This is a genomic window from Mucilaginibacter kameinonensis (genome assembly GCF_003675385.1).
Lineage (GTDB): Bacteria > Bacteroidota > Bacteroidia > Sphingobacteriales > Sphingobacteriaceae > Mucilaginibacter > Mucilaginibacter kameinonensis.
This window is the reverse complement of the sequence record NZ_RCWZ01000001.1, coordinates 1,209,683-1,222,037: the sequence shown is the minus strand read 5'-3', so window position 1 is coordinate 1,222,037 and position 12,355 is coordinate 1,209,683. Positions and strand designations below refer to the sequence as shown.

14 protein-coding genes are annotated in these 12,355 nt (G+C 41.9%); all 14 read right to left on the bottom strand.

The annotated features are described in order from the left end of the window. Window positions 1-16: 16 nt before the first annotated feature. The 14 genes from EAH55_RS05495 to nrfD all read right to left on the bottom strand — a co-directional run bounded on the left by EAH55_RS05495 (window position 17) and on the right by nrfD (window position 12,349). Complete coding sequence (locus EAH55_RS05495) at window positions 17-295, bottom strand: hypothetical protein (RefSeq protein WP_112574705.1); 279 nt, start codon at window positions 293-295, stop codon at window positions 17-19. 25 nt (window positions 296-320) lie between these two features. Next, window positions 321-896: a DUF420 domain-containing protein gene (locus tag EAH55_RS05490; RefSeq protein ID WP_121808771.1), complete on the bottom strand. Its 576-nt coding sequence runs from the start codon at window positions 894-896 to the stop codon at window positions 321-323. Window positions 897-902: 6 nt separating this feature from the next. Further along, entirely contained in the window at window positions 903-1,571 is a 669-nt protein-coding gene (locus tag EAH55_RS05485; RefSeq protein ID WP_244228096.1) for an SCO family protein, read from the bottom strand. A gap of 29 nt (window positions 1,572-1,600) precedes the next feature. Beyond that, complete coding sequence (locus EAH55_RS05480; protein WP_112574708.1) at window positions 1,601-1,942, bottom strand: cytochrome C oxidase subunit IV family protein; 342 nt, start codon at window positions 1,940-1,942, stop codon at window positions 1,601-1,603. A gap of 12 nt (window positions 1,943-1,954) precedes the next feature. Next, the gene (locus EAH55_RS05475) at window positions 1,955-2,674 is read right to left on the bottom strand and encodes a cytochrome c oxidase subunit 3 (RefSeq protein ID WP_112574709.1); all 720 of its coding nucleotides are present in this window, start codon (window positions 2,672-2,674) and stop codon (window positions 1,955-1,957) included. A gap of 21 nt (window positions 2,675-2,695) precedes the next feature. Continuing rightward, window positions 2,696-3,268: a cytochrome c oxidase subunit 3 gene (locus EAH55_RS05470; protein WP_317127560.1), complete on the bottom strand. Its 573-nt coding sequence runs from the start codon at window positions 3,266-3,268 to the stop codon at window positions 2,696-2,698. Window positions 3,269-3,281: 13 nt separating this feature from the next. Beyond that, a complete protein-coding gene (gene cyoE, locus EAH55_RS05465; RefSeq protein ID WP_121808769.1) occupies window positions 3,282-4,145 on the bottom strand; it encodes a heme o synthase in 864 nt (287 codons plus the stop codon). Then, complete coding sequence (locus EAH55_RS05460) at window positions 4,142-5,200, bottom strand: COX15/CtaA family protein (RefSeq protein WP_121808768.1); 1,059 nt, start codon at window positions 5,198-5,200, stop codon at window positions 4,142-4,144. The genes cyoE and EAH55_RS05460 overlap by 4 nt, the downstream gene beginning before the upstream one ends. A 138-nt stretch (window positions 5,201-5,338) precedes the next feature. Further along, a complete protein-coding gene (locus tag EAH55_RS05455; RefSeq protein WP_208644791.1) occupies window positions 5,339-7,228 on the bottom strand; it encodes a cytochrome c oxidase subunit I in 1,890 nt (629 codons plus the stop codon). A gap of 20 nt (window positions 7,229-7,248) precedes the next feature. Further along, entirely contained in the window at window positions 7,249-8,433 is a 1,185-nt protein-coding gene (locus tag EAH55_RS05450) for a cytochrome c oxidase subunit II (RefSeq protein WP_244228095.1), read from the bottom strand. 49 nt (window positions 8,434-8,482) lie between these two features. After that, on the bottom strand, window positions 8,483-9,751 hold the full coding sequence (locus EAH55_RS05445; RefSeq protein ID WP_121808766.1) for a quinol:cytochrome C oxidoreductase: 1,269 nt from the start codon (window positions 9,749-9,751) through the stop codon (window positions 8,483-8,485). 13 nt (window positions 9,752-9,764) lie between these two features. After that, window positions 9,765-10,349, bottom strand: coding sequence for a c-type cytochrome (locus EAH55_RS05440; protein ID WP_121808765.1), 585 nt, complete (start codon window positions 10,347-10,349; stop codon window positions 9,765-9,767). After that, window positions 10,333-10,869 carry a DUF3341 domain-containing protein gene (locus EAH55_RS05435; RefSeq protein WP_112574715.1) on the bottom strand — a complete coding sequence of 179 codons (537 nt, stop codon included), beginning with the start codon at window positions 10,867-10,869 and terminating at the stop codon, window positions 10,333-10,335. Before EAH55_RS05435 ends, EAH55_RS05440 begins: the two co-directional genes overlap by 17 nt. A 7-nt stretch (window positions 10,870-10,876) precedes the next feature. Then, complete coding sequence (nrfD, locus tag EAH55_RS05430) at window positions 10,877-12,349, bottom strand: NrfD/PsrC family molybdoenzyme membrane anchor subunit (protein ID WP_112574716.1); 1,473 nt, start codon at window positions 12,347-12,349, stop codon at window positions 10,877-10,879. Window positions 12,350-12,355 lie beyond the last annotated feature (6 nt).

Here is a 12,355-nt window from a genome sequence, read left to right as displayed (position 1 = left end):
GGTCGCGATCTTTGTATTAATTCAGATTGAGTTTTTCGGGGCGCATTTCAAGCTTAACATCTTTACGACGGTATTTTTTATACCAGATGTAGCCACCTAATGCAACCGCAAAGTAAGGTGCACCCAATAAAAACAGGATGCCGTTATTTAATCCCCTTGTTTTTGAGCTACCGCTTTGCGCGTTGGTTTCAACTGTTGCAGCACACTGCGCGCATTGGGCTTTTACCGGCTCGCGCGCAATAAGCATAAGGCCAAGGGCCATTACAAAAAGGATAACTTTAAAACCTTGTTTCATAGGTACAAATTTAACTAATTATAAATTAAAAATGATAAAACGGGCGGATCATTAAGTAAACCACCACGCCGCTTGCAGTAACATATAACCATATCGGGAATGCCCAGCGTACCAGCTTACGGTGCTTTTCAACCTGCATTTGCAGGCCGCGGTGAAAGCTCAATAATATTAACGGTAAAACGGCCGCGGCAAGTATAATATGAGGTGTCAAAATAGACAAATACACCGTCCGCAAAGAACCTGCCGAAGCCCGTTCTGCTTCCGATAATACGCCGTCACCATTGATATCACCATAAATAATTTCATTACGCATCAGGTAATGAAACAGGATGTACGATAACAGGAAAAGCGACGACAGGCAGAACGTAAGAATGTTAAGACGCTTATGTAAGGTTATATTACCTTGTTTGATTTGATACAATGATAAAAGCAGCAACACTGTACAGGTGCCATTAAGCACCGCGTTAAGCATTGGCAAATACGGAGTAAATGCGGGGGCAACTGCCGGACCGGGAATGAGGTGTCGGTTGAGTAAAACAACAACCGCTATTACAAATATGGTAACACCCGCAACAAAGCGGATTATAAATTTATCGCTCATAGTTAATTAATATAGGGGCTTATCAACTTTACGCAGCTCTTCGGCTATCAACACTTTAATCTCGTCGTTAAGGCGGTTAACCTCGGGGGTTACAGCAGCCTTGTAGTACCCTCTGATGCGATGTTCCTGATCAATCAGTACAAAGTCATCGCTATAAACAAAGTCGTTACCGGCTCTTGCAGCGTTAACAAAAAGACCATTGCGCGCAAAACTGTAAACAGATGAGGTATCGCCACTACACATTAGCCAGCGGTTTGATTCGGGCTTAAATGTCTGCAGGTATTTATCGAGTACTTCCCGGGTGTCACGTTCCGGATCAACAGTAATGGTCAAAAAATAAACCATCTTGTTTTTATAGTAAGTACCTACCAGCCAGCTCATGTTTTTATTGATGGTTTGGCAAACCGTTGGGCAGTTGGCGTAAAAAAAGTTTACTACAAAGATCTTTCCTTTTAGGGTGGATAAGGTAACCGGTTTACCTTCCTGGTCGGTAAGTTTAAAATCAGGAATGGTGTGGTAAATGGTATCCGGGATATACTTACCGTGAAACTTATGGCCTGTTTTAGCAACCTCCTTGGGGCCGAAAACAGCGAGGGGTTTGTACCTGTTTTTACCCTTTGCGGTAAGTAAATAATATAAAAATCCTGGTACTGCTAAGATGAGTACCAGGATCATAATCTTTTTTAAGATGGAAGCCTTGTTCATTAGAACCTTAAGTCAACCCAGTGGTGGCTTTCGTTTGTAAGTACCAGGATTAAACCGATTATAAATATAATTGGGATTACTAAAGAAAGGATCAACCCCATTTTTTCGAACTTCAAGTGCATAAAGTATGCAACTATATAAAATGCTTTAAACAAAGTTAAAACAATATATACAGGGTTAGCATATTTCAAAAGCTCTGGGTGACTTGGAACTATAGCAAGCGCAATAATAAACTCAATACAAGTAATAAAGGTTAATATACCGGCTACTTGCCATATACGCTTTTTGCTCATTGATTCGTGCTCACCATCGTGGTGAACTTCGTGCGATTCTGCTGACATATGTAAATGTTTTTAAACTAAGTAAAAGAATGTAAATACGAATACCCAAACAAGGTCTACAAAGTGCCAGTATAAACCAACTTTTTCAACCATTAAATAACTGCCGCGTTTTTCGTATGTGCCCATTAACACGTTAACCGTGATGATAATGTTAATAATAACACCTGTAAATACGTGGAATCCGTGGAATCCCGTGATGGTAAAAAACAGGTTAGCAAACTCCTGAGAAGTCATATGCTGCACAGCCTCGGTACCACCCGTGAATAACTTTTTAAGCTCTTCTGCAGGAGGAACACTTCCCCACCAGAAACCTTCGTGATGTAAATGGCCCCACTCCAACGCCTGACAGCCAAGGAACATGAAACCACCAATAACCGTAGCTATCATCCAGCCTACTACCTCGCTCTTAGCGTTACGGTGACCAGCCTCAACAGCTAATACCATGGTAACAGAGCTTGCGATGAGGATGAAGGTCATTAAACCCACAAACACCAGTGGTGCACCGTGATCAACTAATCCCGGTACTGATTGAAAAACCTTATCAGCACCTGGCCATACGCTTGCACTGAAACGTAATGAACCATAAGCTATCAATAATGATGAAAAGGTGAACGCATCCGAAAGGAGGAAAAACCACATCATTATTTTTCCGTACTCCACGTTGAACGGGGATCTTCCTCCCGACCAGGGCGAAGTTTTTACTTCGTCAATTTGTGAAACTGTTGTACTCATCTGTACTAATCTATGGGTGTATTAATTATGATTCAAAAGTAAAAAAACATACAGATAAATCCATATAATATCGAGAAAATGCCAGAAAATGGAGGTTAATTCCATCTTAAACATATTCCGTACCTGAGGGATATTACGGTATGTACCTATAAGTGTATTTATTAGCAATAACAGCGCCGCAAAAATGTGAACCAAATGCGCGCCAACAAAAACGTAAACAAACGAACGTGAAGCATTAGGATCAACAAAATAGATCTGCATTTTGTAGGTTAACACGTAGCAGGCATAGATTTGTAAGGCAAAAAATGCCAAACCTAAACCCAACGTGATCCATAAATACAGTTTTTGTTTATCAAACTGCAATGCCTTTGCTGCCCTTGAGGCCAAAAACAACGTACCGCTGCTTAATACAATAACAATAGTGCTATACAAAAACGACTGAGGCATGATCACATTTAAACCGTGGCCGCTGCCGCCGGCATAAACAATAAAACCACTGGTAAATGCAGCAAAAAGCATAAACGATGTGAATATGAAAATCCACATGTTAAACTTCTTGGCACCCAGGTTAAGCCTGTCGTTATCTTGTTCCATCCTTGCCATCATCTCACTTAACTATAAAATCTACTAAAAACATTATCTGAACTACCGGCAGGTAAAAAAACGAGCCGAACATTAATTTGCGGGCCTCAGGTATTTGCCTGGTACGCAACAGCATGAACGATTGGTACAAAAATATCAGGCTGCATATCAGCGATACGCCCCCTACCCAGTAACCTCCGTAACCATAAATGGTTGGCAACAAGCTCACAGGTACTAATACAATGGCAAATATAAACGTAATTACCGCACTTGTTAAATCTCTTTTACCCGATGGCAGTAACCTAAAACCAGCCAGCTTATAATCATCATCCAAAACCCAGGCAATAGCCCAGAAATGAACAAACTGCCAGATAAACTGAATCGAAAATAAGATTATCGCGATCTCATCTATCCTGCCGTGTACCTGCGCAGCCACATAACCGATAAGCGGTGGTAAAGCGCCAGGAATAGCACCAACAAAAACCGCTATCGGCGATTTGCGTTTCAGCGGCGTATAGGCAAAGGCGTACAATAATATCGAGAACACCGACAATAAACCCGTCAACAGGTTTAAACTGCCCAACAGGTATGTACCTGCCATGCCCATGCCCAAACCTAATACCAATGCCTGACCAGTAGTCATTTTTCCGGAAGGAATTGGACGGTCCATAGTGCGCTTCATCAGCTTATCCAGATCTTTTTCGATGATCTCGTTAAAAGCATTAGCAGCTGATGTAACCAGGAAACCACCAATAATTAGTTTTATCCAATCAATCCAAACGATATGCCCGTTTGCACGGCTTCCGATTAAAAATGATATTGATGCCGAAAACACCACCAAAGAGGTTAGCCTCGTTTTAATTAGTTTTGAAAAATCAGCCCATTTCATTTGCTTATCTCCCTACCCTTAACACCTTGAAATAAATTCAAAAGCAAATAAAATTGTGCCCCAAATATTAAACTCGCCAATACAATATGTGCGGCCTGGGCAACCGGCGGCAAAGCGAGGTATGATAATAAGATCCCGGTTACTATTTGCAACGTGATCATTAAAAATGTAAAGCTCATCAACTGCTGTTGAATAGAATGCCTGTTAAAGCCTTTGCGGATCAAAACAAATAAAGCCACGTTAAGCACCAATACCAGGATTGCAATATCCCTGTGGTGCTGAAATATCTCGCCGGCGTTAATGATCCAATCTTTGCGGTAACCTCCCTGAAAATGGTTAGCAACCGCATCTATCTTCTCCCTAACTTCAGTACCGAATGCGATCTGCAGGATACTTACAAAAACTGCTGTAAGTGTTATGATGTAAACCAAAGGCGTTGAACCCGCAGTTTTCTTTCCGGAGATCTTAGCAATATGATAAGTATAAATACAAATCGCTAAAATGGCCAGGGCTAAAAGCATATGTACAGTAACTATCCAGGCTACTAAATTGGTAGATACCACAATTGAGCCTAACCAGGCCTGAAATCCGACCAAAACAAGATTGAATATGCTCAGGATAGCAATCCTTTTATCTGTTTTCCAATAGCTAAAAGAAAATACAACCGAAAGCAACAGGAAAAAACCGGATAACGCACCAACTAAACGGTTGATATATTCCGTCCAGGTTTTACCTGCGTTAAAATCTTCAGGGACAAGGATAGAACGGTCTTCGCGGATACGTTTAGCCAAGTCGCTATAGCCAAACACATCAAGTGTTTTGGCAAAACGCTGGTTTTTCTCCAGGCGTTTGGCAACATATTTTTGCTTGTAATCTTTTGGGAGATCGCTTATATCAGTTGGTGGGATATACCTTCCGAAACATTTTGGCCAGTCGGGGCATCCCATACCTGAACCTGAGCTACGTACAACACCACCGGCAAGAATCAAAACAAACAGCAGAACAATGGTTGTAATATTGATCTTTTGAAACCTATTTTTTGCGGCTGTGCTCATCTAAAATATTTCTAAAAATTTAGGGTACCTGCCAAGCCGGAAGTTCCAAGTAGTAAGTTCTCAGTTGTTAAACTTCGTACTTAAAACTTCCGACTTAAGACTTAACTGGTACCCTAAAAGATCAGATAAGTATTAAAATTATTTTACTTGTTCGTTTGCTTTCAGCGTACTTGTAAACTTGTTCAGTTCTTCTAAACCTGCAGGATTATCTTCAAAATCGTGAGGTACGTTTGAGCTCATTGTTTGCGAGTAAGGAACAGTTTGAGGGATGTAATCCTCTTCTGCACCCGGTTTGCTGTAATCATATGGCCAACGGTAAACAGTTGGAATTTCGCCTGGCCAGTTGCCATGCAGGTGCTCAACAGGAGTAGTCCACTCTAAAGTATTTGACTCCCATGGATTTTGAGTTGCTTTCCGTCCTTTGAAGATTGATACAAAGAAGTTATAAAGGAAACCAAACTGTGTAAGTGCGGCGATAATAGCAGCCCAGGTAACAAAGGTGTTAATGGTTAACCATTTTTGCATTGAAGCAAACTCGGTGAAAGCATAGTACCTACGTGGCACACCGTCAAGACCCATAAAGTGCATTGGGAAGAATACCAGGTAAGCACAGATAAATGTTAACCAGAAGTGCAGGTAACCTAATTTCTCGTCCATCATACGGCCGAACATTTTAGGGAACCAGTGGTAAACACCGGCAAGCATACCAAATATAGCTGCAGAACCCATTACTAAGTGGAAGTGAGCCACCACGAAATAAGTATCATGTAAGTTGATATCTAATGCAGCGTTACCCAGGAAGATACCTGTTAAACCACCAGAGATGAAGAACGACACCATACCGATAGCGAACAACATAGCAGGTGTAAACCTGATGTTACCGCGCCAAAGTGTAGCTAACCAGTTGAACGTTTTCACCGCCGATGGTACTGCGATGATTAATGTAGTAATCATGAACACACCACCCAGGAACGGGTTCATACCGGTAACAAACATGTGGTGGCCCCATACGATGAACGACAATACTGTAATACCGATCAAAGAGTAAACCATCGCATGGTAACCGAAAATAGGTTTACGTGAATTTACCGACATGATCTCAGACGAGATACCCATCGCAGGCATAATTACGATATATACTTCCGGGTGACCTAAGAACCAGAATAAGTGCTGGAACAGGATCGGGCTACCACCTTCAAATGGTTGCTGTACGCCGTTCAATACGATATCAGATAAATAGAAGCTGGTACCAACGCTACGGTCAAATATCAACAATACTACACCGGCAACTAAAACCGGGAATGCAAGGATACCTAAGATAGCTGTAAGGAATAATGCCCAGATAGTTAAAGGCATTTTCCAAAGGTCCATACCTTTTGTACGCATGTTTAATACGGTACTTACGTAGTTGATACCACCCATTAATGATGATGCTACGAACAATACCATACTGATTAACCATAAGGTCATACCTTCGCCAGAGCCCGGCATTGCTTTAGGCAATGCAGATAATGGCGGGTAAATTGTCCAACCACCACTGGCAGGGCCTTTTTGTACAAAGAATGACGACAGCATGATAACGCTGGCTAAAAAGAAGAACCAGTATGAAAGCATGTTCATGAAAGGCGAAGCCATATCACGTGCACCTACCTGCAATGGAATTAATAAGTTGGCAAAAGTACCGCTCAAGCCGGCAGTTAATACGAAGAATACCATGATGGTACCGTGAATGGTAACCAAAGCCAGGTAAAAATCGGGGCTGATACGACCGTTAGGAGCAAAACGACCTAACAGGGTAGTTAACAGTGGGAATGTTTTATCAGGGTAAGCAAGTTGGATCCTAAACAGGATTGACAAAATCATTGCGATAACCGCCATAGTAATACCTGTGATCAGGAATTGCTTGGCAATCATCTTGTGGTCCATGCTAAATACATATTTAGACAGGAATGATTGGTCATGGTGATGTTCGTGACCGTGTTCGTCGTGGTGTGTTCCTGCGTGGTCGTGAACTGCTAATGTTGACATATCTATCTTTCTTATCTTTATTAATTATTTAACGCTATCCTATTTGTTGAAGCACCGCTCTGCTCGCTGTTTGCTGTTGCAAAATGAAGCTCTTTTCTTAAAGCGTCATTCAGGTAAGGCTTTTGCCTTGACAGCCATGACTGATATTCGGCTTCGGTAACAACACGTACAACTTTTTGCATGTTGTAGTGGCTTCCACCGCATATTTTGTTGCAGTAAAGGGTATATTCAAATTTAGGATCGTCCAATTTAGTCCGCATTTGAGCGGTAGTAATAGTTGGGGTAAATTTAAAGAAGGTTGGCAAGCCAGGTACAGCGTTCAATTGAACCCTGAAGTAAGGCATGTAAACACTATGGATCACGTCCTGAGCAAGGATATTCAACCTGATTGATTTATTAACCGGCAGATACATCGTATCAACCTTTAAATCATCAAAGCTACTTTTCTTTTTGAAGTTAACACCCAGGTTATTTGCACCTGTAACCAAACGGAAATCTTTAGGGCCTAATACACCATCTTTACCAGGGTAACGTAGTTCCCAGGCAAACTGGTGACCGGTTACGTCGATGTTGATATCATCCTTAAGGTTTTCGCTGTTCATGATCTTCTGCCAGGTAAAGAAACCAAATACTACCAGGATGGTAAGAACGATAGCCGGAGCAATTGTCCAAACTTTCTCGATGGTGTTATTGTGAGGCAAGAAGTGCGCACGACGTTTATCAGAGTGACGGTACCGGAACAGGAATGTAAACAGCAAGATCTGGGTAACGAAAAATACTATCATCGTTAAAACAGTAGTGACAGTAAACATCTCATCTATTTTAACACCGTGAGCTGAAGCAGCTTCTGGTAAAGTCATGCTGCCTTGTTCGGTAAATGACCAGTAAGAACCATAAAGACCAGCAAGAAGGAAGATGATACAGATCACCGCCATGATGTTGTTCCATTTGATACCTTTTTTACCTTGCATTTTCAGGGTAAGGTCATATATCTTAAGGATTTTGCCAACAATAGCAATACCTAAACAGATCAGGAAAAATATAGCTACATAATATGCTACCCCGGTCCAGTCAACCTTAGGGGCTTCCTCCTGTGCCGCACCTGCGGCCGCAGTTTGCGCCATCAGCAGGTTTGTGCCCAGGAGCATAAACGCAGCGAAGAACGATAGTAATTTTTTAGAATTTATTAGTTTTCTGAATCCCATTTTAGTAAGCTGTTTGGTATTCTGTATTTTGGTGCAAATGTAATAATTATTATATGTGATGATGAAGGCTTTCCTGCAAGAACGGGTGTTTTTTAGGAACAAGCGACTTGAACTTGGTTAAAGCAGTCATCGCTGTGAAAGTAAATAAACCACCGAAACCTACGAATACGCCTATCTCAATCGGGCCAATTTCAGTTAACCATGATGAAGTTGGGCCAACTGTACCAGGCATGATCATCATAAAGTAATCTAACCAGTGACCAACGATCAGGATGATACACATAATCTCAACTGTACGGTAAATACGTTTAGAGTCACGTGACATCAATACCAATAACGGAGTAAGGAAGTTAACAACAATGTTAATCCAGAACCATGGCTTAAACTCTGGCTCCCAACGTTTAAAGAAGTAAACAGTTTCTTCAGGCATGTTAGCGTAGTAGATCAGCAAGAACTGAGCAAACCATACATAAGTCCAGAAGATAGAGAAACCGAAGATAAATTTGGTTAAGCTATGCATATGGTCTTCACTAACCCATTCAAAATAACCGATACGTTTCAACCTGATCAATGTAAGGGTGATAACCGATAAACCGCTTACCCACATGGCAGCAAAGTTATACCAGCCAAACATTGTCGAAAACCACTCAGCTTCTAATGACATGATAGTATCAAAAGCGTAGATAGGAGTAGTAAAACCAAAGATCACCAGGAATAGGCATGACATGTTAAAGCTCTTTTTGTAGTAGAACATACCGCCCAGATCATCTTCAGCTTCTGAATATTTAGCTAATAAACGACCGAAGATGCAATATGAACCAAGGAAACAGATCAAACGGATCACAAATCCTACTTTGTTCATGTAACCTGCTTTACCAGCGATGATAGCATTATAGTTTTCGCTGTGAGGATCAGTAACGCCAACAGCAGCCCAAATTTTATATAAGTAAGGGGCAACAACCTGCTTACCTTCTTCGTTGGTTACTGTATGTGTTAATGAAAACCCTGCAATTACAACTAAAATAAGCGTAACTGCTGCAATCGGCAAAACTTTACCGAAAGCCTGTGGGATCCTGATCATTGATGCAGACCAACCTGCCTGAGCTGCATATTGTACGGCGCAAAAGAAAATACCGCACATACAAACCGCTGCAAAGTAGTAGGTCATCAGCAATAGGTTGGCAAAAGTACGCTCGGTGTAGCCAAGCGCGAAGCCACCAAGTATGGCAACCAAACCAATCACGATGCATATTAAGCTCCATGTTTTGGCTTTGCCGACAAATTCGTATTGCCCGTCAAAATTATTATGAGTCTTCATTAATATCTTTTTCTTATAAGGTTTGTAAATGGTGAACATACATGATCACTTTCCAGCGTTCTTCGGGAGCAAGCTGAGAAGCGTATGAACCCATAGCATTTACACCGTAAGTAATGGTATGATAAATTTTACCGTCTGTAAGGTCTTTCATGTTACCACCGCGTGATGACTGGCCTTTTGAATATGATGGAGGAGCCGGATAACCGTGCTGAACCACCAATCCGTCACCCTGTCCGTTAACACCATGGCAAGGAGAGCAGAAATGCTCAAACAAAATCTTACCATCAGCGTAGTTAGCCTGGGTTTGCGCCAGTACAGTTTTAACCTCAACGCTGGCTAATTCATAACCTTCTTTGGTATTTGGATAATCAAATTTGGTAAAGCCAACCGGGATTGTTCCGGCAGGTGGCAACTGAGCCGTTTTACCATCTTTGAAATTGTTATTTTTTTGATCCGGATCGTATGCTAAATGCTCGTACATATTAGGTGCATACTCCCAACCGGTACTCCTTTTATCTTTGCACGATGTAAAAATTATCGAAGCAGCGATAACGGTAACTATTGTTCCTAATATTTTAATTTTATTCATAGCTAACATATTTTCTGTCGTTATGCTTCACTTCTGTAGCACCCGCTTCTTTTAGTAAATTAGTTATATCCTCGTGTGGAATGTTTCCTTTAGCGTTAATGGCAATTACAAACTTGTCATCTGTCGCTCTTAAATCCATTACCCTTGGCGTACGGCCCGGGAACAGGTGTGACGCGAAGAAGAACGTAAATGTCATACCAAAAGAAGTCCATAATACCGTCCACTCAAATGTAACCGGGATAAAATCGGGGATAGCGAAAAAGTTTTTACCACCGATGTTAATAGGCCAGTCATGAACAAGCATATAATACACCATTGAGAACATGATCGTGCCACCTAAACAGCCGAACATAAATGCTGCATAACCAAGACGCGAATCCTTAATGTTCAGTTTAGCCTCGATACCGTGGATAGGCATAGGGGTGTAAACATCATAAATTGGTACGCTGTTTTTTTGCAGCTTATCAATCCCGTGCATCATTTCATCGGGATCATCAAAAACGCCTAATATATATTTAGTGCTACTCATTATAGTATTATGCTTTTAAGTATTCAGACTGGTTAACACTATCAAATTTCTCAAGTGAAGCGATGTAGAACTCAGCCTCAGCCGGTTCAACATGACCTTCGTCCATAAGTTTCTTCTTAGCTTGCTCGCTTGAGCTTTTCAGCAACAGCTTCACCTCGGCCATAGCCACTGAAGGTAATACCCTGATAAACAACAGGAACATGGTAAAGAATACACCTATTGAACCGATGAACACGCTCACGTCAACCCAGGTTGGATAAAACATAGCCCAGCTTGATGGTATAAAGTCACGGTGCAATGAGGTAACGATAATTACGAAACGCTCAAACCACATACCGATGTTAACCACGATTGACAATACCCACGACAACGGAATGTTGGTACGGATCTTTTTGAACCAGAACAGCTGTGGAGTAATTACGTTACAGGTCATCATGCTCCAGTAAGCCCACCAGTACGGACCGGCAATACGGTTTGCGAAAGCATATTGCTCGTACTCGTTTTGTGAGTAGAACGCGATGAACAACTCTGTTAAGTAAGCCACACCTACTATCGAACCGGTTAACATGATGATCTTGTTCATCGATTCGATGTGGAACATGGTGATGTAGTTTTCAAGTCCTAATACTTTACGTGCGATAAGCAACAGGGTTTGCACCATGGCAAAACCAGAGAAGATCGCACCGGCAACGAAGTATGGAGGGAAGATGGTGGTGTGCCATCCTGGTTCCAACGAAGTTGCAAAGTCCATGGATACAATGGTGTGTACCGAAAGTACCAGTGGGGTTGAAACGCCTGCCAGGATCAATGATACTGTTTCAAAACGCTGCCAGGTTTTTACTGAACCTGTCCAGCCGAATGACAATACCGAATAGATGCGGCGGCGAAGACCTTGTGCACGGTCACGTATAGTAGCGATATCAGGCAATAAACCAGTATACCAGAACACTAATGAAACCGAGAAGTATGTTGAAATCGCGAATACGTCCCAGATAAGTGGTGAGTTCCAGTTTACCCATAATGAACCGTACTGGTTTGGTAACGGTAATGAATAAACAGCCATCCATGGACGACCCATGTGAGCGGCGATATAAGTAGCCGCACAAATTACCGCGAAGATTGTCATCGCCTCGGCCGAGCGGTTAATGGAGTTACGCCAGTTTTGACGGAACAGTAACAATACCGCAGAGATAAGCGTACCGGCGTGACCGATACCTACCCACCATACGAAACCGGTAATGTCCCAAGCCCATCCTACTGTTTTGTTCAGGCCCCACTCACCAAGACCGAACCAGAAAGTCCAGCTGATCGCGAAAACCCAAAGTGAGGCGCCAAGCGAAGCCACACTAAAACCGATCCACCAGGCTTTACCCGGCATATTTTCTACAGGGCGTAATACATCATTCGTAATTTGTCCATACGTGATGTCTTTACCCGTAATTAACGGTTCCCTTATTATTGATTCACTATGAGATGCCATATATCT